Annotated in this window: 20 protein-coding genes, 2 tRNA genes and 1 pseudogene; 14 read left to right on the top strand and 9 right to left on the bottom strand. The window is 66.3% G+C overall.

Translation table 11 applies throughout. The annotated features are described in order from the left end of the window. Positions 1-165: 165 nt before the first annotated feature. From GPX89_RS39235 to GPX89_RS39220, 4 genes are all read left to right on the top strand, one after another. Positions 166-921 carry a transporter substrate-binding domain-containing protein gene (locus tag GPX89_RS39235; RefSeq protein ID WP_328602825.1) on the top strand — a complete coding sequence of 252 codons (756 nt, stop codon included), beginning with the start codon at positions 166-168 and terminating at the stop codon, positions 919-921. Positions 922-941: 20 nt separating this feature from the next. Next, entirely contained in the window at positions 942-1,610 is a 669-nt protein-coding gene (locus GPX89_RS39230; protein WP_157392806.1) for an amino acid ABC transporter permease, read from the top strand. A 90-nt stretch (positions 1,611-1,700) separates the two neighbouring features. Further along, a complete protein-coding gene (gene pyk / locus GPX89_RS39225; RefSeq protein ID WP_328602824.1) occupies positions 1,701-3,125 on the top strand; it encodes a pyruvate kinase in 1,425 nt (474 codons plus the stop codon). Between the two features lie 13 nt (positions 3,126-3,138). Further along, complete coding sequence (locus GPX89_RS39220) at positions 3,139-4,050, top strand: acyl-CoA thioesterase (RefSeq protein WP_157392898.1); 912 nt, start codon at positions 3,139-3,141, stop codon at positions 4,048-4,050. Between the two features lie 252 nt (positions 4,051-4,302). Here the strand turns inward: GPX89_RS39220 and GPX89_RS39215 are convergent, their stop codons facing one another. The 4 genes from GPX89_RS39215 to GPX89_RS39200 form a co-directional block, all read right to left on the bottom strand. After that, complete coding sequence (locus tag GPX89_RS39215) at positions 4,303-4,665, bottom strand: hypothetical protein (RefSeq protein WP_328602823.1); 363 nt, start codon at positions 4,663-4,665, stop codon at positions 4,303-4,305. Positions 4,666-4,875: 210 nt separating this feature from the next. Beyond that, on the bottom strand, positions 4,876-5,565 hold the full coding sequence (locus GPX89_RS39210; protein WP_157392804.1) for an arsenate reductase/protein-tyrosine-phosphatase family protein: 690 nt from the start codon (positions 5,563-5,565) through the stop codon (positions 4,876-4,878). A gap of 174 nt (positions 5,566-5,739) precedes the next feature. Then, entirely contained in the window at positions 5,740-6,309 is a 570-nt protein-coding gene (locus tag GPX89_RS39205; protein WP_157392803.1) for a phenylacetaldoxime dehydratase family protein, read from the bottom strand. A gap of 104 nt (positions 6,310-6,413) precedes the next feature. Next, positions 6,414-6,893 (bottom strand): hypothetical protein, encoded by a 480-nt coding sequence (locus GPX89_RS39200; RefSeq protein ID WP_157392802.1) that lies wholly within the window; start codon positions 6,891-6,893, stop codon positions 6,414-6,416. 174 nt (positions 6,894-7,067) lie between these two features. Here GPX89_RS39200 and GPX89_RS39195 point away from each other — a divergent pair, with 174 nt between their 5' ends. After that, positions 7,068-7,826, top strand: a complete 759-nt coding sequence (locus GPX89_RS39195; protein ID WP_157392801.1) for a ferritin-like domain-containing protein — start codon at positions 7,068-7,070, stop codon at positions 7,824-7,826. On the opposite strand, the gene GPX89_RS39190 is transcribed toward GPX89_RS39195, so the two are convergent. Beyond that, positions 7,795-8,802, bottom strand: a complete 1,008-nt coding sequence (locus GPX89_RS39190) for a glycosyltransferase (protein WP_157392800.1) — start codon at positions 8,800-8,802, stop codon at positions 7,795-7,797. The genes GPX89_RS39195 and GPX89_RS39190 overlap by 32 nt on opposite strands. Before the next feature lie 352 nt (positions 8,803-9,154). On the opposite strand from GPX89_RS39190, the gene GPX89_RS39185 reads away from it, so the two are divergent. Next, entirely contained in the window at positions 9,155-10,075 is a 921-nt protein-coding gene (locus GPX89_RS39185) for a hypothetical protein (RefSeq protein WP_157392799.1), read from the top strand. 972 nt (positions 10,076-11,047) lie between these two features. On the opposite strand, the gene GPX89_RS39175 is transcribed toward GPX89_RS39185, so the two are convergent. After that, positions 11,048-11,134: transfer RNA gene (locus GPX89_RS39175), tRNA-Leu, on the bottom strand. A 221-nt stretch (positions 11,135-11,355) separates the two neighbouring features. Between GPX89_RS39175 and GPX89_RS39170 the strand changes: the two genes are divergently transcribed. From GPX89_RS39170 to GPX89_RS45130, 6 genes and pseudogenes are all read left to right on the top strand, one after another. Further along, a complete protein-coding gene (locus GPX89_RS39170) occupies positions 11,356-11,970 on the top strand; it encodes an ANTAR domain-containing response regulator (protein WP_157392798.1) in 615 nt (204 codons plus the stop codon). Between the two features lie 226 nt (positions 11,971-12,196). Then, entirely contained in the window at positions 12,197-13,432 is a 1,236-nt protein-coding gene (locus tag GPX89_RS39165) for a branched-chain amino acid ABC transporter substrate-binding protein (protein WP_407939548.1), read from the top strand. 79 nt (positions 13,433-13,511) lie between these two features. Next, positions 13,512-14,552 carry a branched-chain amino acid ABC transporter permease gene (locus tag GPX89_RS39160; protein WP_157392797.1) on the top strand — a complete coding sequence of 347 codons (1,041 nt, stop codon included), beginning with the start codon at positions 13,512-13,514 and terminating at the stop codon, positions 14,550-14,552. Further along, positions 14,549-15,784 (top strand): branched-chain amino acid ABC transporter permease, encoded by a 1,236-nt coding sequence (locus GPX89_RS39155; protein WP_157392796.1) that lies wholly within the window; start codon positions 14,549-14,551, stop codon positions 15,782-15,784. Before GPX89_RS39160 ends, GPX89_RS39155 begins: the two co-directional genes overlap by 4 nt. Positions 15,785-15,864: 80 nt before the next feature. Continuing rightward, positions 15,865-16,722: pseudogene (locus GPX89_RS45135) on the top strand (ABC transporter ATP-binding protein); the annotation flags it as partial. Positions 16,723-16,860: 138 nt separating this feature from the next. Continuing rightward, entirely contained in the window at positions 16,861-17,556 is a 696-nt protein-coding gene (locus tag GPX89_RS45130; protein ID WP_235949137.1) for an ABC transporter ATP-binding protein, read from the top strand. Positions 17,557-17,617: 61 nt separating this feature from the next. Here the strand turns inward: GPX89_RS45130 and GPX89_RS39145 are convergent. Beyond that, a tRNA-Trp gene (locus GPX89_RS39145) sits at positions 17,618-17,690 on the bottom strand. A 116-nt stretch (positions 17,691-17,806) separates the two neighbouring features. Here GPX89_RS39145 and polA point away from each other — a divergent pair. Beyond that, complete coding sequence (gene polA / locus GPX89_RS39140; protein WP_157392795.1) at positions 17,807-20,572, top strand: DNA polymerase I; 2,766 nt, start codon at positions 17,807-17,809, stop codon at positions 20,570-20,572. A gap of 538 nt (positions 20,573-21,110) precedes the next feature. Continuing rightward, positions 21,111-21,542: a 2-isopropylmalate synthase gene (locus GPX89_RS39135; RefSeq protein WP_157392794.1), complete on the top strand. Its 432-nt coding sequence runs from the start codon at positions 21,111-21,113 to the stop codon at positions 21,540-21,542. A gap of 428 nt (positions 21,543-21,970) precedes the next feature. Here the strand turns inward: GPX89_RS39135 and trxA are convergent, their stop codons facing one another. Both trxA and GPX89_RS39125 read right to left on the bottom strand, forming a co-directional pair. Then, entirely contained in the window at positions 21,971-22,336 is a 366-nt protein-coding gene (trxA, locus tag GPX89_RS39130) for a thioredoxin (RefSeq protein WP_157392793.1), read from the bottom strand. Between the two features lie 78 nt (positions 22,337-22,414). Next, a complete protein-coding gene (locus GPX89_RS39125; protein ID WP_157392792.1) occupies positions 22,415-22,930 on the bottom strand; it encodes a 2'-5' RNA ligase family protein in 516 nt (171 codons plus the stop codon). Positions 22,931-22,998: the final 68 nt, after the last annotated feature.

The following is a 22,998-nucleotide window of genomic DNA, read 5'->3' as shown; positions in this document are numbered from 1 at the left end:
CCGCCACTCGATCGAGTGGCGGCCGTTCGCGCATATCATCAGGTCGGATCCGCATCAACCTTTTCGCGCAACATGATGGTTGCCGTGCCGACCACTCGGTTCGCGGCGTACCCTTTGTCGGTTGTTGGTCGCGTGGTCACCCACGCCCGAGGAGAGGTTTCCGTCGTGCGCCGTAAGCTCGCCGCCGTCATGCTCGCCGTAGTCGCCGCAGCGGGACTCGTCGCATGCAGCTCCAGCAAGGACGACGCCAATGTCCTGAAGGTCGGCACCGAGGGCACCTATTCGCCCTTCAGCTACCAGGACAACGGCAACCTGACCGGCTATGACATCGACGTGATCAAGGCCGTCGGCGACAAGATCGGCAAGAAGGTGGAGTTCACCCAGGCCCCCTGGGACTCGCTGTTCGCCTCGCTGGAATCCAAGCGCGTGGACCTCATCGCCAACCAGGTCACCGTCAAACCCGAACGCGAGCAGAAGTATTCGCTCTCGGAGCCCTACACCGTGTCCGAGGGCGTCATCGTCACCAAGACCGGCAATGACGGCATCCACACCCTCGCCGACCTGAACGGCAAGACCTGCGGCCAGTCCGAGACCAGCAACTGGGCCGGTGTCGCCAAGGACGCCGGCTGCAAGGTCGAGGCCATCCCCGGCTTCGTCGAGGCCGTGCAGCTGCTCAAGACCGGCCGCGCCGACGCCACCGTCAACGACACCCTCGCCGTGAACGCCTACACCAAGGCACAGGGCACCGGCACCATCCAGATCGTCGGCAAGACCGGTGAGGTCTCCAAGCAGGCCTTCGCTGCCCGCAAGGACTCCCAGGCCCTGACCGATCAGGTCAACAAGGCCCTCGACGAGCTGCGCGCCGACGGCACCCTGGCCAAGATTTCCGAGAAGTACTTCGGCACCGACGTCAGCAAGTAAGCCGCGCAGGGCAATTCGACATGGATGACGCCACCTGGGCGCTGATCAAGCACAACCTGTGGCCCATGCTGCAGGCCACCGTCGACAAGACGCTGCCGTTGACGGCCATCAGCTTCGTCATCGGCCTGGCCATCGCGCTGTTCGTGGCGCTGGCCCGGATGTCGAGCGTGTGGCCGCTGTCGGCGGCCGCGCGCTTCTACATCTCGATCATTCGCGGCACGCCGCTGCTGGTGCAGCTGTTCATCATCTTCTTCGGCCTGCCGGCGTTCAATATCGTGCTGCAGCCGTTCCCGGCGGCCGTCATCGCGTTCAGCCTGAACGTGGGCGGCTATGCCGCGGAGATCATCCGGGCCGCGATCCTCTCGGTCGCGCAGGGCCAGTGGGAGGCGTCCTACTCGGTCGGCATGAGCTACGCGCAGGCTCTGCGGCTGGTGATCCTGCCGCAGGCGTCGCGCATCGCGGTGCCGCCGCTGTCCAACACCCTCATCTCGTTGGTGAAGGACACGTCGCTCGCGTCCACCATCCTGGTGACCGAGTTGCTGCGCACCGCGCAAATGGCCGCCGCGCCGACTTTCGACTTCTTCGCGCTCTATGGGGTTGCCGCAATTTACTACTGGGTAATATGCCTGGTCCTAGGATTCGGTCAAACTCGCTTGGAGACCCGCTTGGCCAGGCATGTCGCGCGTTGACCAGGCATTAGCTGAACGGCTGCTTACGAGAACCGTATATGTGTGTGCCGGGGTCGGCATGAGGGTTGTCACAGGTCTAGGGTTGAACGCGTGATGCGACGAACGAAGATTGTGTGCACCCTCGGACCAGCTGTCTCGTCCGAGGACCGAATTCGTGAGCTCGTCGAAAGTGGCATGGACGTTGCGCGCCTGAACTTCAGCCACGGCGAGCACTCGGACCATGCGGAAAACTATAAGAAGGTGCGTGCGGCCAGCGATGCCGCCGGCCGCGCCGTCGGCATCCTCGCCGACCTGCAGGGCCCGAAGATCCGGCTCGGCCGGTTCGAGGGTGACGGCAAGACCGTCTGGAACACCGGCGAGGAAGTCCGAATCACCGTCGACGACATCGTAGGGACTCACGACCGGGTTTCCACCACCTACAAACACCTCGCCAAGGACGCCAAGCCCGGCGACCGGCTGCTCGTGGACGACGGCAAGGTCGGGCTGACCGTGCTGCGCGTCGAGGACAACGACGTGGTCTGCCGCGTGACCGAGGGCGGCCCCGTCTCCAACAACAAGGGCGTCTCGCTGCCCGGCATGGACGTGTCCGTGCCCGCGCTGTCCGAAAAGGACATCGACGACCTGGAATTCGCCCTGAAGCTGGGCGTGGACTTCATCGCGCTGTCCTTCGTGCGCTCGCCCTCCGATGTGGAGCTGGTGCACGACATCATGGATCGCGTGGGCCGCCGGGTGCCGGTCATCGGCAAGCTCGAAAAGCCCGAAGCCATCGACAATCTGGAGGCCATCGTGCTGGCCTTCGACGCCATCATGGTCGCCCGCGGCGACCTCGGCGTCGAGCTGCCGCTCGAGCAGGTGCCGCTGGTGCAGAAGCGGGCCGTGCAGATGGCGCGCGAGAATGCCAAGCCGGTCATCGTGGCGACCCAGATGCTGGAGTCCATGATCACCAACTCCCGCCCGACCCGCGCCGAGGCCTCCGACGTGGCCAACGCGGTGCTCGACGGCGCGGACGCGGTCATGCTCTCGGGCGAGACCTCGGTCGGCGACTACCCGATCGAGGCCGTGCGCACCATGGCCCGCATCGTGCACGCCGTGGAATCCGAGTCCTCCACTCGTGTTCCGCCGCTGACCCACGTGCCGCGGACCAAGCGCGGTGTCATCTCCTACGCCGCCCGCGACATCGGCGAGCGCCTGAATGCCAAAGCGCTGGTTGCCTTCACGCAGTCCGGTGACACGGTGCGCCGCCTGGCCCGCCTGCACACCCCGCTGCCGCTGCTGGCGTTCACGCCGCAGTCCGCGATCCGCAGCCAGCTCGCCTTGACGTGGGGCGTGGAAACGTTCATCGTTCCTCCGGTGGGCACGACCGACGAGATGATCCACCAGGTGGACAACGCGTTGCTCTCGATCGGCCGGTACAAGAAGGGTGACCTGGTGGTCATCGTGGCCGGCTCGCCGCCGGGTACTGTCGGGTCCACCAACCTGATCCACGTGCATCGCATCGGCGAGGAGGACCACTAGTTTGAGTGCGTCGCTGGACGAGACGTCTTCGGACGTCGTCGCGGACCCGGACGGGCCCGGTCTATCCGAAGATCTCCGTGAGCTGCTCCGGCTGCTCGATCTCGAAGAGAACGGTCCCGACATCTTCCTCGGACACCATCCGGAGAAGGTCTGGAGCCGCACGTTCGGCGGCCAGCTGGTGGCCCAGGCGATCATCGCCGCGGGCCGCACGGTGGGCCCGGAACGCCCGATCCACGCGATCAACGCGCACTTCGTGCGCGGCGGAGATCCCAAGCAGCCGATCGAATATCACGTCGATCGGCATCGGGACGGGCGTTCCATCGCCAACCGCACGGTGACGGCGTACCAGGACGGGCAGGAGCTGTTCGTCATGCTCGCCGCCTTCCAGGACTGGGGCAAGGGGCTCGAGCACGGCGCGCCCCTGCCCGACGTCCCCGGCCCGGAAGACCTTCCACGCGTGGAAGAGTCGTTCGTGGGCATGGAGGACAAGCTCCAGATGTTCATCAACGCACCGCATCCCATCGAGATGCGCTACACCAACGACCCGGCCTGGATCCTCAAGGGCAAGGGCGAGAGCCTCGACTACAACCGGGTGTGGATGCGCGCCGACGGCGCACTGCCCGACGATCCGCTGATTCACGTTGCGATGCTGGCGTATTCGTCCGACACCACGGTGCTGGACTCCATCGTCACCACCCACGGCCTGTCCTGGGGGTGGGACCGCATCATCGCGGCCACGGTGAACCACTCGATCTGGTTCCACCGCCCCTTCCGCTTCGACGACTGGGCGCTGTACGCCACCGAGTCGCCGGTGGCGGCGGGCTCCCGCGGTCTGGCCCGCGGCCACTTCTACTCCCGCACCGGTGAGCTCCTCGCGACCACGGTGCAGGAGGGCGTGATCCGCCACTTCCCGGCGCGCCGCTGAGACGACACTCCTCTCGGGCCGTACCCCCTCGCGGGTACGGCCCGAGTTTGTTTCCATGCGCTCTCGCCCGCGTGCCGCGCGCGGCTCTCGCGAAGCCCGCAATCTCGCGAAGTGCCGAACCTTGTGGAGCGCCGAGATCTCGCGGAGCGTCGAAATCTCGCGGGGTCTCGAAGTTCAGAGGAGGTCCGGGGCGGAGCCCCGAAATCCCGAGGGGGTTCGGGGGCGAAGCCCCTGAGAGTCCCGAGAGTTGGGCTAGATCAGTTCCCGGTTCTCTTCGAGTTCGAAGTTTTCCCGCTGGAGGGCGTGGACGATGTAGGGGATCGGTTCGTCGGCGGACAGTTCCAGCACCAGGCGCTGCTCGAGCTTGGCGATGCCCGCCTTGGTTAGTTGACGGGCCTCGCCCACGAGACTCAGCGCGATCTCGTAGGTGCGGCGGTCGCCCGGTTCGGCGGCGGGATGGTCCAGCCGCCACTGGGTTTCGAGCACCGTGTGGGTGGGGTCGTCGCACTCCACCGGAAGGGTGAAGCGCCACGCGAAGATATCTCGATCGGCGACATATTCATCGACCACGCGGCACACCGTCTCGGTGACGCGATTCAGGGTCTGAGGTGTCACGTAAACATGGAGCGAAACATCCGAAATGCGCTTCGGCATGTCCTTGGTCCTGTTCTTGTGTCGAACCACCGGCAGTGGCGTTCGGCGGAACTGGTAAATGTTCCGCGCGCGAGTGTAATCCCTTACCGGACCAACCCGGCAGCAAGGGTTATTGACACGCGGGAATCGGCCCGGCCCGTGCGGGGTGTCGCCGTCCGGTGGGATCGCCTGCTATCCGGCCGATTCCACCGCGTGGCGGGTCGGTTCGACTGCCCGCTGGGGGTATTCGACCCGATTGGGAGCTTCGCTCCGTCGGCCCGATTCGCCCCGTCCGCCGTCTATCACCAGCAGCGGCTGCTGGCCGGTGACGGGGCTGCGCGGGTGCAGGGTGGCCTGCGGATGCTGATGCGCGTGCAGCGCCAGCAGCAGCGGGACCAGCGCCTCGGCGATGCGGTCGCCGACATCGCAATACTGTTGCGGGGACAGCCCGACCGGGTCGGCGATGTTCTCGCGGCCGACGATGGCGAGATCATCGCGGGCGGCGTGCAATCCGACGACGCTGCGCGCGCCGCTCACCTTCGCGATGCGGTACGCCTCGAGCAGAGTGAAGGCGCGGGGCAGCGCCTCGGGGACGAGATCGCGCACCTGGTCGCGGATCTTGTCGGTCATGGTCAGCACCAGGTCGGCCCGGTGCACCATCTCCGCCTTGAGGCGGCGGGCCTTGAAGTTGTCGGCATTGCCGCCCAGGCCCACGATCGTCTGTGCGGCAAGGGGTTCCACCGGGAATCCGACCAGCGCACGGACGCCGGCGCTCTCGGCCGACAGCTCCTGCAGTCCGTGGTCAGCGGCCACTGCCAGGGTGAGACGCTCGGCAATGACGGATCGGCAAACATTTCCGCTGCACACGAACAGCACATGCATGCGGATAACTTATGCCCGCCGTTGTCGCTTCGAAACAGTTCCGTGACCGAATCACACGTTTCAACCGCGATGTTCATCGCGCGGCCGAATGTCGCTCATCTACTGTTGGTTCCCGTTTACCGAAGTGTCGGGCCGGTGCCGAGTCAATCCCCCTGGCATGTGAGCATGCCTGTCCTACTCCGGTAAATCAATAGGCGAATAGGTCGGGGTATCGGTCGTCTTCTTGTCGTAGAGCGCGGATTCCGTTACCGCGGGCGCGATTTCGAGACCGCGCGGCTCCTGCCCCGACACCGCGTCGCGCACCCGCCCCCGCGTCGAGAACAACCGCCCTCTAGCTGGGACGGTCCGCGCGAACCGGGCCAGACCCGTGGGCGCGGACATATCGTCGTACACGGAATCTATTCCGCCCCTGGCGAAATAGGCTTCGTGCCAGAATCCCGTACCGCCGGAATCCTTCAGAAACTGCTGCCACCACTGCCGGTGCGGCTCGGACCGCGTCCACCGCTCCAGGCTCTCCAAATCCCGCCAATACTGCCGCGCCCCCCAATGCGGCGGCCACAGCGACCACACCACATCCTCGTGCGACAAAAGCCCGTCCGGCCGATCCCGATGCGACTTGTACAACTTGGGACCCACCCCGATCAGCCGCAGAATTCCCCGCGGAGTGCGCACCCGCATCCCGAGCAGGATGACGACCAGATCCGGATACTCCGTCAGATCCGCCGTAACTCGCTGCACCCGCATCCATCGACCTCCGCACGCACTATTGCCTCGTGCAGACCTACGTCCCACCCCCGAATCCGGTTCGAAGGCCCCACACCTCGGCCTCGCCCTCCAGCGTAGGCCCGCTAGGTGCTCAACCGCAGCACCGCCGAGCTGCCCTGGACGGCAATCACCTTGATCGTGAGCCCGTTCAGAAAGATCGTCCCGCCGACTCCGGTCGAGCCGGAGATGGGAAATCCGAACATCGATCCCGCGGCGGTGACGGACAGGGGGGAGATGTCCTGAATCTTGACCGTCCCACCGATCCTGGTGAATCCGGGCGTGGAAATGGTGGTCGGCCCGTCCACCTGAATCTCGCAGTTGGCATTGGCGCAGGCGTCGACGTTCGTCCCGTCCGCCGCCGAGGGCAATCCCGACTGTGATTTCGCCGATTTCGCCGGGGGAGTCGTGGCGGCTCCTGTCGTCGTCGCCCGATCCGGTGTCGTCCCCGCCGGCGCCGCGGTCCCCGTGGATTCCGATCCGCATCCCGCGGTCATCGCCGCGACCACCATCGCCACGCCCAATCCGGGGACGGCTCTCCTCAACGCGGTCATCGGGATTCGCATGCGGCCACTATGCGCGACGAGGTCCGCCACCGCAGCGGAATGCGAAACGTCTATAAGCCAAATCTTCGGGTGGCCCGGTCCGCGCACAATCTCCACATCGCGCCCGCCCGATGCGCACACCCGATTCCTAGAGTCGATTTCCGAACCCGGCCCGCCCCCAGATCGGAAGCCTTCATGCCCGACCCGCAGACCTTCGCCCGCTGGACAGCCGAATTCGAGGCCAAGGCCACCGCCCGCACCCGCACCGGCGACCCCGACTGGTCCCTGGGCGCCACCCTCCCGCCCGCCCTGGTTCGAAGCATCCAACGCTTCCAGGTAGGCGAATCCGGCGACGGCGCCAACCTCATGTCGAAAGCCGATGCCGCAGGCGATCCCACCTATGCCGCCGCCGTCCGCCTCTTCATCGCCGAGGAACAGAACCATGCCCGCCTACTCCGCCACCTCCTCGCCGCGGCAGGCCACCCAACCATCTCCCGCCACTGGACCGACGCGATCTTCGTCCACCTCCGCCGCGCCCTCGGCCTCCGCCTGGAACTCATGGTCCTCTCGGTAGCCGAGGTAATCGCCGTCCCCTACTACCGAGCCCTCCGCGACGGCACCCCGGACCCCCTCACCACTCGCACCGCCGCCCTCATCCTCGCCGACGAACAACGCCACATCCCCTTCCACACCCACCGCCTCCGGACGGCCTGCACCACCACCCCCTACCCGCTCCGCCCCCTCATCCGCGCCGTCTGGTGGACCATCCTCTGCGGCGCCCTCCTCGTGGTCCTCCTCGACCACGCCCCGGCCCTCCGCCAATTGGGTGTCACCCGAACGGAATTCGCCCGAGCCGCGTGCGCCCATTTCGCCCCGGTCTGCGCGACCGCCCTGCCGCTCCGGCGATCGCGGACCGGGTTCCCTACCGCCCGGCGACTTCCCGCAACCGGCTGACAACCTCATCGGGCCCGGGCATTCGCGCGATCTCCGCGGCGATGGCTTCGGACGCGTCGCGATACGGATTCCTCGTGTGCGGCAGCAACCGCGCCGCACAATCGGCGATCGTGCCCGCCTCGACATCGCCCGACATGAGCCCGATCCCGGCTCCGACGGCTTCGAGCGCGATCGTGTTGGCGAACTGATCGGCCCCTTGCGGCAGAACCAACTGCGGAACCCCGAAATTCAACGCGTCCAGCATGGTCCCGCTTCCGCCGTGATGAACAACCAACTCCGCCCGGCGTATCACCTCACCCTGCGGAACCCACGCGCGGACACTGACATTGCCGGGCAGCGGGCCCAGCTCCCGCGGATCGAGCCGCCCCGTCGCGACGACGATATGCGCGTCGAGGTGTGCCAACCCGTTGATGGCGGTGGTGAGCAGCTCGGGGGTGGCGAACACGCTGCCCAGCGTGAGGTAGATCAGGGAAACACATTCGGGTATGTCCGCGGCCGACTGCCGCCCACCCGGCTCGGAGTACGGCATCGGCCGCAACGCGATACGCTCCGCCTCCAGAAAAGCCTTGTCCTGCAACGACGGCGGACAAATATCGATGTGCGGCAACCCCGGCAACCCCGGAATCCGAGTAGGAAGCTCCAACCCGATCCCATCGGGAAAGTACCGCCCGAACCCATGCCACACCCCGGGTATCCCATGCCGATGCGCCGCAACCGCCACCCCCGGCACCCCCCACTCGTGCACCACCAGATCCGGCCGCACCCGCCTCAAACCCTCCTCGATGTCCTCCGCATAGATCTCGGAAAAACAATCCGCAGGCCGAAACGCCCGCACCCCATGCGCCCCCAACACCCCGTGCACCGCTTCCCCCGCCGCAAAGTGCACCTCACACCCCGCCCGCTGCGCCGCAACCGCAACCGGAATCAACGGAAACGCATGCCCAACAGTCGCAAGGCTGGCAAACAAGACGCGCATCCTGCCACCCTAACCCGTCAACTGAAGGTTGACGAGCGGTCGTGGTACTCCAGATAGATCAGCGCCGTAGAGACAGCTGCTTTCACACACCATGCGATGTGCTTCGTGCCCACCGACTGTGCTGGTCGGCGGTTCGTATCTGGACTCGGGTCTGGAAGTTCGGCCACGAGGACCGCGCAGGTGGCAGTGGCCGGTTGGCGCTCGGCGGCGAAAATAATTGCGTTACAAGGCGAAAGCCGCGCTGATAGCCTCGCAAGGTATCGGGTGGGGCTGTGGGGGATTCATCGTGTTATCCGACCGAGCCACGCCACAACATGATTCGCCGGAATCGGCGAGAAGGTGGGGGACAGCGATGTCGATGATGTCGGCTCCGGTCGATGCGCCGGTGTGGCCGCAATACGGCCGTGCGGTTCATGTCGGGACGAGCGCGAACGGCAAGGTTTCGGTGTACTTCGATCCCCAGTTGGGTCGGCCCGGTCTGCAGAACGCCTGCGACCTCCTCACCGACGCGGACCGTGTGGTCGCGGCCAACGATCGTATCTTCGGCATCGTGAGCGGGGCGGTGAACGTGATCGTGTTCGCCCTCGGCGGCCGGACCGACGGCACCGGGGGCGCCGACCATATGGCATGCGACTTCGTCAACGGCGGTTCCATCGAGGTCTGCGCCGCGTTCGGCGCGCCCGCACGAGTGTCGGCGCTCTTCGAGGCCGAACTCAGCGAATGCTCGATGGGTGGCAGACTCTGCGAGGTCAGTACCGGTGAGGCGCTCTCCCGCTGGTGCGCCGCCGTAGTCAGCGATAATGCGTTGGGCGACTTCGCGACCGCGCCGATCTGGCAGGCCGCGGGCGCCCCGGATTTCGTGAACATCACCGATCCGACCGACCGCAACCCGATCAGCACCGGCTGCGGCATGGCCTTCCTCTCCTGGCTGCTGAGCCTGGGCCACAGCCTCAACGAAGCCGCGCGCGCCATGGTGACACTCGGCGACACCGGCACCCTGGCACAGCTTTACGCCGAACTCACCGGCAACCCCGCCACCGCCGCATGGGACACCTTCTGCACCGCAGTGCACGCCCTGCCGACAAAGATCACCACCGATGACCCGTTCACCGCCTTACCGATGCCCGCCCAACTAGCCCTGCACAACCCGGGAACCGCAGAACCAGTCGACGCCGCCCTCCGCCCGGCCCCCGACCCGGTATGCCAGATCCGCTCCCACCGCCTGCTCGCCGCCGACCTCGACTACCCCGACGACCTGACCACCCAGCTCTGATTCTCTGACGCAACGAACGAAAGATATTGCACCCAAGGCCGTTCGACACCCCGCCGCATCCCGGCGGATCGGCATCAGCCTGAAGGCCGAGGTCGTACAACAAACGAGGAAGGTCCGTCCTGGTGATCTCCAGGACGGCCCTTCCTCTGGTGCCGGGTGCGGGACTCGAACCCAACACGTCCTTCCGGACTACGGCTTTTGAGCTGGTGCTTCTCGGCGTTTTCCTGGATCGGCCGTCATTGGTGAGGATCGGTGTCATTGGCTGGCCGGCGGGTTTGGCGATTGGCCGCCTCGGCTGGGGTCGCCGGTCCTTCTGCGGGCCGACTGTGGATCTGCCTCTTCTTTGTTCCTGGGGGTACTGATCTCCATGGCCGAACGGGTATCTGGCATGGGTGATCGTTCAGCGATACGGTTCTATGCGGGATTGTCCGATTGCCGCCTGTTGATGAACGGGGAGTGCCGTTATGACCGAATCAACGCCCGAGGGTGGGGGGACACCGGCCAGTGAGGCCCAGTCAAAGAGAGCTCTGGATGGGCTGTTTGCCGAGGATCCCACCTCGGACAGCAGTAAGTGGCTCAATGCGATGGAGAAGGCTTATGCCGAGCGCGTACTTCCGCCGGATGAGGACTAGTTTCCGCTGACGACTCGTCCGCTGCCTTCCTGCGCGATCCGACCCTGCTCAGTCACCTCCACCTTCCTGGAAGTCGGCCTGAAAGGAGTTGTAACGCACGGGCTTCGGCACACCGCGGCGTCTCTGGCGATCAGCGCCGGGCCGAATATCAAAGTCGTGCAACGGATGCTGGGGTCGCAAGACGGCCATGTTGACGCTGGACCTGTACGGGCACCTGTTCCCGGATGATCTGGACACCGTGGCGGCGGGGGCGGGTGCGGGCGCGCAGGCTGCTGCGGACCGATTGCGGACCGCATGAGAAAAGGGCCGTCTCGGTAATCACCGAAACGGCCCTCCGCCTTGGTGCCGAGTGTGGGACTCGAACCCACACGTCCTTCCGGACAACGGTTTTTGAGACCGTCGCGTCTGCCAGTTCCGCCAACCCGGCGCACCGGGTGGAAATGATAGCGGGTGTTTGGGCGAACCTACTAATCGAGGGGTCGTGGGGAGAACACGGTTGTGATACTGGTCAGTTTGCCCTGGGTACGTGGGTTGTGGGGGCGGGGCGACGGTACTCTTTGGGGTACTCGGTGCGTGCCGGGCCCGTGAGGGTGGCGCGAGGCGAGGTGGCATCGGGTGACGGTATTCGGAAGCGACAGGGGTTCATCTATGGGAACGACAGCAGGGGGCGGTAAGAAGGATGCGTCCGCCCCCAAGCGGGTGGTGGTTGCCGAGGACGAGGCGCTCATCCGGATGGACCTGGTGGAGATGCTCTCGGAAGAGGGCTATCAGGTGGTGGGTGAGGCGGGAGACGGTCAGCAGGCCGTGGATCTCGCCGTGGAGCTGCGGCCGGATCTGGTGATCATGGACGTGAAGATGCCGCGCCGGGACGGCATCGACGCGGCGGCCGAGATCGCGTCGAAACGCGTTGCGCCGGTGGTCATTCTGACCGCGTTCAGCCAGCGTGACCTGGTGGAGCGGGCGCGCGACGCGGGTGCGATGGCGTACTTGGTCAAGCCGTTCACCAAGTCGGATCTGGTGCCGGCCATCGAATTGGCCGCATCGCGATTCCATGAGATAGCCGCCCTCGAGAGCGAGGTCGCGAACCTGACCGACCGCCTCGAGACCCGCAAGCTGGTGGAGCGCGCCAAGGGTGTGCTCATGCAGACGCAGGGACTATCGGAGCCGCAGGCCTTCAAGTGGATTCAGCGCACGGCCATGGACCGTCGCACCACCATGAAGGCGGTCGCGGAAGTGGTGCTGGAGAATCTCGCGCCGAAGTAAGCGCGTTTGCCACGCTTTAGCCCTGTTGTTGCCAGAAATCAACTGTAAAAATTTACAGTGTGGTAACAACAGGGCATTTTCTCTTGTTGCGATGTCACATAGATGATTCGAATGTGATGCGGAGCTAACGTGGCGGGGCTATGTTCTGGTCGGGCCGATCGATGGGGCGGCCCTCTCCGGTCACCCCCGGGGAGCACAGAACATGAGGTGAATCGTGCTTGGTTCAATGACGCGCACGTCATCGCTGCGACGCAGCCGGGCGGCACGCGCGATGATCATCGGCGCGGCGGCCGTACTCGCTCTGGGTACGGCGGGCTGTAGCAGCAAATCGACGGACAACGGTGGTGGCGGAGGCGGCTCGAATCTGACGATTCAGCCACTCGTACAGGTTGATGCGCAGGGCAAGGAAGTCCCGGTCAAGGACGCCACCGCGGCCGCGGACCCGGCCGGTGACGGCAAGGGCAAGTGCGCCCCGCAGACCATCGGGATGGCGGGCCCGCTGACCGGTGACAACGCCAACCTCGGACTCAATATCGTCCGTGGTGTGAAGCTGGCGCTCGACCAGCACAACAAGGCCAACCCCGGCTGCCAGGTGACGGTCAAGGAATTCGACACCGAGGGCGACCCGCAGAAGGCCACCCAGGTCATTCCGACCATCGTCTCCGACCCGTCGATCGTGGCCCTGATCGGCCCGACCTTCTCGGGCGAGACCAAGGCGACCGGCGCGATTCTGAACCAGGCCAACCTGCTGTCGCTGACGCCGTCGGCCACCAACGTCACCCTGACCACCAACGGCTGGACCAACTTCTTCCGCGGTCTGGGCAACGACGGTGTGCAGGGTCCGGCCGTCGCCGGATACCTCAAGGGCACCGGCAAGTACAAGAAGATCTGCGTCATCGCCGACGACTCCGACTACGGCACCGGTCTGGCCAAGACCGTGACCGAGGGCCTGGGCTCGATCGCCGACCCGAGCTGCGCGGCCAACGTCAAGACGAAGGACAAGGACTTCTCCGCGACGGTGTCGAAGATGGCCGCGGCCAAGCCGGACGGGATCTTCTACGCGGGCTATTACGCCGAAGCGTCCCCGCTGGTGAGCCAGCTGCGCAGTGGCGGCGTGACCGCGACGTTCATCTCCGACGACGGCACCAAGGACGTCGAGTTCGTCAAGCAGGCGGGCAACGCCTCGAAGGGCGCGCTGCTGTCGTGCCCGTGTGGTCCGGCCTCGGACAAGTTCGCCGCCGCCTACAAGGCGTTCAACAACTACGACCCGGGCACCTACTCGACCGAGGGTTACGACCTGACCACCATCGTGCTCAAGGGCATCGAGGCCGGTAAGACCACCCGTCCCGAACTGGTCGATTTCGTGAAGAACTACGACGGCCAGGGTCTGGCGCGTGAGTACAAGTGGGGTCCCACCGGTGAATTGGCGAACGCGCTGATCTGGATGTACCAGGTCAAGTAGCGCAATTGATATTCGGAACAGCGTGTGCCGAGGTGTGGTTTCGGCACACGCTGTTTTCCTAGGACGGCGAAAATAACGAATGTCTGTACCCGCTCTGGCCGATGTGACGCTGTTGGCGAGCAGTTCCATCGAATTCAATGTCTCCGGTGTGGTCGACCAATTCTGGCGGCTCACCGTCGAAGGTTTGACCTACGGTTCGATCTACGCCCTGGTCGCGGTCGGATACACCCTGGTCTACGGTGTGTTGCGACTGATCAATTTCGCCCATTCGGAAGTATTCATGCTGGGCATGTTCGGTCAGCTGGTCGGTCTGATGGTCTTCGGATTCGCGGCCAGCGGTGACGTGTACTCCCAAGGGGTCGTGCTGACCGTCATCTACCTGGGCCTCGCCATGATCTTCGGCATGCTGGTGTCCGGCGTCGCCGCGGTGACTCTGGAACGTGTCGCGTACCGCCCGCTGCGCAAACGCGGCGCGAAACCGCTGATCTTCCTGATCACCGCGATCGGAATGTCGTTCGTGCTGCAGGAATTCGTCCACTACGTGCTGCCGAAGCTCACCGGCAACAAGCTCGGCGGCCTGAACGCGCAGCAGCCGATCAGGCTGGTGAATCCCACCGATCAGTTCTCGATCTTCGGCACTCCGGTCAACAACGTCTCCCTGGTGATCGTGGGCGCGGCGATCGCGCTGGCGCTCACCACCGAATTGCTCATCAACAGAACGAAATTCGGCCGCAGTATTCGCGCGGTGGCCCAGGATCCCGACACCGCGACCCTGATGGGCGTATCCCGGGAACGGGTCATCATGCTGACCTTCCTCATCGGCGGTGTGCTCGCCGGTGCGGCCGCGCTGCTCTACACGCTGAAGATCCCCAACGGGATCATCTACAACGGCGGATTCATCCTGGGCATCAAGGCTTTCAGCGCCGCGGTGCTCGGTGGTATCGGCAACCTGCGCGGCGCACTGCTGGGCGGGCTGCTGCTGGGCCTGGCCGAGGACTACGGGCAGATCCTGTTCGGCACGCAGTGGCGTGACGTGGTTGCCTTCGTGGTGCTGGTGGCGGTGCTGATGATCCGTCCGACCGGCATTCTGGGCGAGAGCCTGGGGAGGGCGCGGGCATGACCAACGCGAAAACGGCTCCCGCGCCGTCGAATCCGCCCGCGGACGCACCGCACGGCGTCGGCGACGCCATCCGCACCTGGTGGGCGGGGCTCTCGCGGCCCGCGCAGTGGGGGTTCGGCGTGCCGGCGGTGCTGGTGCTGGCCATCCTGCCGCTGTTCAAGCTGCCGCTGCTCGACACCCCCGGTACCAGTTTCGGCGGGGTGATGGCGCAGTTCGCCATGTACGCCCTCATCGCCATCGGCCTGAATGTCGTTGTCGGGCAGGCGGGTCTGCTGGACCTGGGCTACGTCGGCTTCTATGCGGTCGGCGCGTACACGGTCGGCCTGCTCACCAGTCCCAACAGCCCGTGGAATCAGACCGGCGGCTGGCTCGGCACGAAATGGGCGTGGCTGCTCTGTGTGCCGATCGCGATCCTCGCGACCTCGATCTCCGGGCTCATCCTGGGCACCCCCACCCTGCGCCTGCGCGGTGACTACCTGGCCATCGTGACCCTCGGCTTCGGTGAGATCGTGCGGCTGCTGGCGGACAATCTGCCCGACATCACCAACGGCAGCCTCGGTCTGTCCCGGATCCAGTACCCGCACCTGGGCGAGTCCGACAAGCACCCGGGCGGCTACTTCTCCTCCGGCAATCTCGGGGACCAGCACAGCTGGAACCTGTTGGACCGGGCCAACTCCGGAACCTGGTGGTACTGGCTTGGCATCGTGCTGGTGGTCATCGTGCTGCTGTTCGTCGGCAATCTCGAGCGCAGCCGCGTGGGCCGCGCCTGGGTCGCCATTCGCGAGGACGAGGACGCCGCCGAGATCATGGGTGTGCCCACCTTCAAGTTCAAGCTGTGGGCGTTCATGATCGGCGCGGGCATCGGCGGCCTGTCCGGCGCGCTGTACGCGGGCCAGGTGCAGTTCATCAACCCGACCGGATTCAACGTCATCAACTCGATGCTGTTCCTGTGCGCGGTGGTGCTGGGCGGCCAGGGCAACAAGCTCGGCGTGATCGTCGGCGCGTTCCTGATCGTGTACCTGCCCAACCGGCTCATGTCGGTGAACGTGGGCGGCCAGTCGCTGGGTGACTACAAGTATCTGTTCTTCGGCCTCACCCTGGTGGTGTTGATGATCTTCCGCCCGCAGGGTCTGTTCCCGGCGCGGCAGAAATTGCTGGCCTACGGGCGGCAGGTGTATCGAGCGGTGCGACGGCCGGCGGCGGCCGCGCAGACGACGGGAGCGGGACAGTGACGGGGCCGGGCGACGCGCTCTTCGACAACGAGGACATGGCGGCCGGGTACGCACAGCCCGAGGCCGAGCCCAGCGTGGGCATGCTCGATGTCACCGAAGTCCTTCCGGTGCTGGGTGATTCGGAGGCGGTCGCGGAGATCGCCGCGCCGCACCGCGAAATCGAGACCCCGATCGGCGCGCCGCTGCTGCGCACCGACGGGCTGACCGTGAAGTTCGGCGGCCTCACCGCGCTCGACAATGTGAGCTTCGAGATCCGCCGCGGCGAGATCCTCGGGCTCATCGGGCCCAACGGCGCGGGCAAGACCACCTGCTTCAACGCCATCTCCGGCGTGTACCGGCCCTCGGGCGGGACGGTCTACTTCGACGGCAAGCCGCTGACGAAGACCAAGCGCAACGAGATCACCCGGCTCGGTATCGCCCGCACCTTCCAGAACATCCGGCTTTTCTCCGAGATGACCGCGCTCGAGAACGTGGTCGTGGGCGCGGACGCCCGGCACAAGACCTCGGTGCCGGGCGCGGTGTTCCGTACGCCGCGGCACCGCGGCGAGGAGAAGGAATCGCTCGAAAGAGCCATGGCGCTGCTGGAATTCGTCGGCATCGCACCGCACGCGGTCGAGAAGGCGCGCAACCTCTCCTACGGTGATCAGCGCCGCCTGGAGATCGCCCGCGCCTTGGCGACCGAACCGAAACTGCTGTGCCTGGACGAGCCGGCCGCCGGGTTCAATCCGAGCGAGAAGTCCGCGCTCATGGATCTGATCCGCAAGATCCGCGACGACGGCTACACGGTGCTGCTCATCGAGCACGACATGCGACTGGTCATGGGCGTGACCGACCGCATCGTGGTGCTGGAGTTCGGCCGCAAGATCGCCGACGGGTTGCCCGAGCAGATCCGCCAGGACCCCGCGGTCATCAACGCCTACCTGGGCGTGCCCGACGAAGCCGACGCCGAGACCGCCCGCGATGCGGCCGAGGCGGAAAGCGTTGGCGCGCAACCGGCCCCGGATCTGGCCAAGCAGGTCCCGGGACTGGAGGCGGAGGCCGCACCGGGCGAGGAGTCGCTGCTGACGGTCGAGGACATGGTCGTCAACTACGGCAGAATCCAAGCCCTGCACGGCGTCTCGCTGAAGGTCGGCCAAGGCGAGCTGGTGACCCTGCTCGGCGCCAACGGCGCGGGCAAGACCACCACCATGCGCGCCCTGTCCGGCCTGCTGCCGCTGACCCGCGGCCGCATCATGTTCCAGGGTCGCGACATCACCCGCATGAAGGCCCATGAACGCGTCGTGGCGGGCCTCATTCAGGCCCCTGAGGGTCGTGGTGTGTTCCCCGGCATGACGGTCCAGGAAAACCTCGACATGGGTTGCCACGCACGCCCGTTCAAGGCCAAGGCGGAGTACAACAAGACCTTGGACTGGGTCTACGAGCTGTTCCCGCGCCTGCTGGAACGCCGTCGCCAGGTCGGCGGCACTCTCTCCGGCGGCGAACAGCAGATGCTGGCCATCGGCCGCGCCCTGATGGCCCGCCCGCAGCTCCTCCTCCTGGACGAGCCGTCAATGGGCTTGGCCCCCATGGTGATCCAGCAGATCTTCCGGATCATCGCCGACATCAACGCCCAGGGCACCACGGTCCTGCTGGTCGAGCAGAACGCCCAGCAGGCCCTGACCCGCAGCGACCGCGCCTACATCCTGGAAACCGGCGAGGTCACCAAAACGGGCGGCGGCCGTGCTCTCCTGCACGACCCGGCCGTCAAGTCCGCCTACCTGGGCGTGGGCTGACCCGCCCCCCCCGAAAAGCATTCAGGCCGGTCACCTTTGGTGACCGGCCTGAATATTCCAGCAGGGGCGACAGGAATCGAACCTGCAACCTGCCGCTTTGGAGACGGCTGCTCTGCCAATTGAGCTACACCCCTTTGACGGGTGATCACGCTACCAGCAACCCCGCCCGGGATGAAATCGGTTTTGCCGACCTGCGGCGATGCTCGGTGCCGACCTGCGGTGACGGGCCGAGTACGCCCGCTGCCCACGGATGTCGGAGGGGATACCTAGACTCTGTCGAGTGACCCCTGCCTCCACTGATCAGCGTCCTGGTGCCGTGCCCGTTGTTGCTTCCGGTGAGCAGCCGACCCTGCTGCTGTTGGATGGGCATTCGCTGGCCTATCGCGCGTTCTTCGCGCTGCCCGCGGAGAACTTCAAGACGCACAGTGGGCAGACCACGAACGCGGTGTACGGGTTCACGGCGATGCTGATCAACCTGCTGCGGGACGAGAAGCCGACGCATGTGGCCGCCGCGTTCGATGTGAGCCGCAAGACGTTCCGCACCGAGGCTTATCCGGAGTACAAGGCGAATCGGTCGACGACGCCGGACGAGTTCAAGGGGCAGGTGGAGACCACCCAGGAAGTGCTGGGGGCGCTGGGGATTCCGGTGATGGCCATCGAGGGCTACGAAGCGGACGATCTGATCGCCACGCTCACCACGCAGGCCGTGCCCGAGGGCTTCAAAGTGCTGATCGTGACCGGCGACCGGGACTCGCTGCAGCTGGTCAACGAGAACGTGACCGTGCTCTACCCGAAGAAGGGCGTCTCCGAGCTGACCCGGTTCACGCCCGAGGCGGTGGAGGAGAAGTACGGCCTCACCCCGCAGCAGTACCCGGACTTCGCGGCCCTGCGCGGCGACCCGAGCGACAACCTGCCCGGCATTCCGGGCGTGGGGGAGAAGACCGCGGCCAAGTGGGTGCGCGAGTACGGCGACCTGGCCACGCTGGTCGACCAGGTGGACAAGGTCAAGGGCAAGGTCGGAGACGCGTTGCGCGCCAACCTGTCCAGCGTGGTGCTCAACCGGCAGCTCACCGAGATGGTGAAGGACGTGCCGCTGCCGTACACGCCCGAACAGCTGGCCATGCAGCCGTGGGATCGGGAGAAGATCCACCGCCTGTTCGACGAGCTCGAGTTCCGCGTGCTGCGCGACCGGCTCTTCGACACCCTCGCGCCCGTCGAGCCGGAGGCCGAGGCGGGCTTCGAGATCAGCGGTAGCGCCCTGGCCGCGGGCACCGTTTCGGACTGGCTGGCCGAGCATGCGAAAGCCGGTGCGCGGCACGGTGTTTCCGTCGTCGGCAATGGCTCGCCGGTACACGGTGACACCCAGGCCATCGCGCTGGCCGCCGCCGACGGCGAAGGCGCGTACATCGACGTGCACACCCTGACCCCCGAGGACGAGAAGGCCCTCGGAGCCTGGCTCGCCGACCCGCAGACGCCGAAGGCGTTGCACGAGGCCAAGACCGCCATGCACGCGCTGCGCGGCCGCGGGTGGACGCTGGGCGGGCTCACCACCGACACCGCCCTGGCCGCCTACTTGATCCTGCCCGGCCAGCGCACCTTCAACCTCGAGGACCTCTCGCTGCGCTACCTGAGCCGCGAGCTGCGCGTCGACAACGGCGGCGAGGCCCAGCTGTCGCTGCTCGACGACGAGGAGCAGGTCGACGCCGAGGTCGCCAACGCCCAGATGCTGCGCGCCCGTGCGGTTTCCGACCTCGCCGACGCCTTCGACGCCGAGCTCGAGCGCATCGAATCCACCGCCCTGCTCGGCGATATGGAACTCCCGCTGCTGAGCGTGCTGGCCGATCTGGAGGCCGCCGGTATCGCCGTCGACTCCGCCCAGCTCGAGGAGCTGCAGCGCGAATTCGCCGACCGCGTCGCCGAGGCCGCCAACGCCGCCTACGAGGTGATCGGCAAGCAGATCAACCTGGGCTCGCCCAAGCAGCTGCAGGTGGTGCTGTTCGACGAGCTCGACATGCCGAAGACCAAGCGCACCAAGACCGGCTACACCACCGACGCCGACGCGCTCGAGAGCCTCTACGAGAAGACCCAGCACCCGTTCCTGCAGCACCTGCTCGAGCACCGCGACGCCACCCGCCTGAAGGTGACCGTCGACGGCCTGCTCAAGTCGGTCGCCGACGACGGCCGCATCCACACCACCTTCAACCAGACGGTCGCCGCCACCGGGCGCCTGTCCTCGACCGAGCCCAACCTGCAGAACATTCCGATCCGCACCGACATGGGCCGCCGCATCCGCGACACCTTCGTCGTCGGCCCCGGCTACGAGTCGCTCATGACCGCCGACTACAGCCAGATCGAAATGCGGATCATGGCCCACCTGTCCAAGGACGAGGGCCTCATCGAGGCCTTCAACTCCGGCGAGGACCTGCACAACTTCGTCGCCTCCAAGGCCTTCGACATCCCGATCTCCGAGGTGGACCCGGAACTGCGCCGCCGCATCAAGGCCATGTCCTACGGCCTGGCCTACGGGCTCTCGGCCTACGGGCTGTCCCAGCAGCTGAAGATCAGCGCCGACGAGGCCAAGGTCCAGATGGAGGTCTACTTCAACCGTTTCGGCGCGATTCGCGACTACCTGCAGACGGCGGTCGAACAGGCCCGCAAGGTCGGCTACACCGAAACCCTCTTCGGCCGCCGCCGCTACCTGCCCGATCTCGACTCCAGCAACCGGCAGCGTCGCGAGGCCGCCGAGCGCATGGCCCTCAACGCCCCCATCCAGGGCACGGCCGCCGACATCATCAAGGTCGCCATGATCGACACCCAGCAGGCGATCCGCGATGCCGGTCTGAAGTCCCGCATGCTGCTGCAGATCCACGACGAACTCGTCTTCGAGGTCGCGGCCGGTGAGCGCGAGCAGCTGGAATCGCTTGCCCGCGAGCACATGTCCAACGCCATCGAACTCTCGGTGCCGCTGGAGGTGTCGGTGGGCGTGGGCCGCAGCTGGGATTCGGCTGCGCACTAGGCAACTCGACACGCGGCGTGAATCGCGCGACACGCGGAATGCCCGCACCGAAGTTCGGTGCGGGCATTCCGCGTTTTCGCGGCGATCGGCATCCGGTGATTTCCGCGCCCGTCACCGGCTGTACGCCTTGTCGGAATTGCCCTGAGCTGGGCATGTTCACGTCTCGGATGTGTGCGGGCCCCACGGTGTTTGCTCGTACCGTCGAGTAGGCCGGTGTGACGGCCGCCGCATGTCAGCTGACCTGCGGCGAAGTTACTCGTGGGTCGATTGCGAATATGGTTGCCATCGAGTGGGAACGCCCCTACTATCGAGCGCGTGCCGAATCCCGCCTACAGCCGCAGCGCAGCGCTCGATGTCGCCGACCGCGACCGCGCCGCGCTCATTTCGCTTACCGCGAGTGTGGCTGCCAACGGCGTACTCGTAGTTCTCCGCCGTAGCGGGGTCTGATTCGGACCGGCCCCTCGCTGCGGCCGATGAACTTTTTCTTGCTGGTCCCCTCTGTCACTTTCTTCGGAAGAAGTCGGGAAGACCTAGTCCAATGACTATCACCATCGATACGCCCATGTTCCACGCCGCTGCCCCCGCGAGCCTGCGGGCCGAAAGCATCGGCCTGACCCCCGCCGAGTTCCACGACCGGTACTGCGAGCCCAACGGTCCGGTCAAGCTCAGCGACTGGACCCCGCTCGGCCACCGCGCCGGCACCGCCACCCTCGAGATCGCCGATCACCTGCGCACCGTCACCGCGACGGGCAACCCGGTGGCGGCGCTGACCTCGGCCCTCTACGACGAGGGCTACCCGGTGGAGATCCTCCAGTTCCACCAGCGCCGTACCCCGGACGGCTTGGCCACCTTCGTCCAGTGCGAGTTCAACGGCCGCCGCGGCTGGGGCGCCGCCCTCGCCGACGACCCGGCCGAATCCACCATCCGCGCCATGATCGCGGGCATCAACCACCTCGGTTCGCACTTCTGAGAGAAGAACAGAACCCGGCCCCGCTGCAGTAGCAGCGGGGCCGGGGTGTGAATGGTGTGGGTTGTCGGCTGTCTCGGGGCACGGGTGAGCGGCCCGGGGGTGTGGGTGGTTGGCCTCTCGGGTCGTAAGTCGGCGGTCTGGGGTGTGGGTTGTCGGCTGTCTCGGGGCACGGGTGAGCGGCCCGGAGGTGTGGCGGTTGGCCTCTCGGGTCGTAAGTGGGCGGTCCGGGGTGTGGGTGGTTGGCCTCTCGGGTCGCGAGTAGGCGAGCCGGGGTGTGGGAGGCAATGTCGCAGTCGCAATGCGATGTCGCGGTAGCCGCGAGGCAGCCGTCGGCGCAATCCGATGCTGCGTCATTTCGGCTGAAATGCGAAGCGCCGCATCTCTTTTCGGGGGAGATGCGGCGCTGGGCAGAGAGGGCGGTGAGCCGGTTACTTGGCTTCCTGCTCGGCGATCTGCTTGCGGACCTCGTCCATGTCGAGGGCCTTCACCTGGGTGACCAGGTCCTCGAGGGCGGCCGGGGGAAGGGCGCCGGGCTGGGCGAAGACGAGCACGCCCTGGCGGAAGGCCATGATGGTCGGAATCGAGCGGATGTTGGCGGCGGCGGCCAGACCCTGCTGATCCTCGGTGTCGACCTTGCCGTGCACCACATCGGGGTGGGCCTCGGACGACTTCTCGAAGGTGGGGGCAAAGCTGCGGCACGGTCCGCACCACGAAGCCCAGAAATCGACGAGAACGACGTCGTTTCCGGTCACTACCTCGTCGAAGTTCTGCTCGGTCAGGGTCTGGGTGGCCATGGTTTCCTCTCGTATTCGATGTCCCCCGGTCCAACACCGGGCCCTCTGGTTATCTTCCCCGGGCGGCGGGCCGGGCCGTCAGAGTCGTTCGGCCCCTGCGATGGGCCATTCGACGTGCCGTTCACCGTCCCATCGCCGGATACCCACCACCGTAGCCGGGGAATCCTTGTCCCAGGCCACCGCGTCCAGCGCGGCGTCGAACTGGCCCGGCCGGAGCCGCCGCGCCAAGGTGAGATGCGGGGTCCATCGGTCGGGCCGCACGTTCGCGGGGATGCCCGGGCAGTCCTCGATCACCTGGAACAGCCTGTGCTGCAACGCGATCAGCGGCGCGGCGGGCACGACGGCGCGGACCAGGATGGGCGCGTGGGATCCGAACACGAGCAGCCCGCCCAGCCGGACCTCGAACGGCTGGAAGTCCTGCCGCCCCAGGGCCTTGTCGAGCCGCGGCCAGATCTCCGCCGCCACCGCGACCGTGATGTGCGGCCGATGATCGGGTCCCGGCGCATGCAATCCGAGCTCGCGCAACAGCGCCCACTGCCGCCGCGTCCGCGCCTCGGCCGCGGCGTCGAGGACCAGCTCCACCGATTGCACCATGGTGTCCCGAACTTACGCCCAGGTCTCGAATGATGCGTGGACGTGTGCCGCCGCGGCACCGCCGAACC

Source organism: Nocardia terrae, from assembly GCF_009760405.1.
GTDB lineage: Bacteria > Actinomycetota > Actinomycetes > Mycobacteriales > Mycobacteriaceae > Nocardia > Nocardia terrae.
This window is presented reverse-complemented; position numbering and strand designations above follow the sequence as displayed.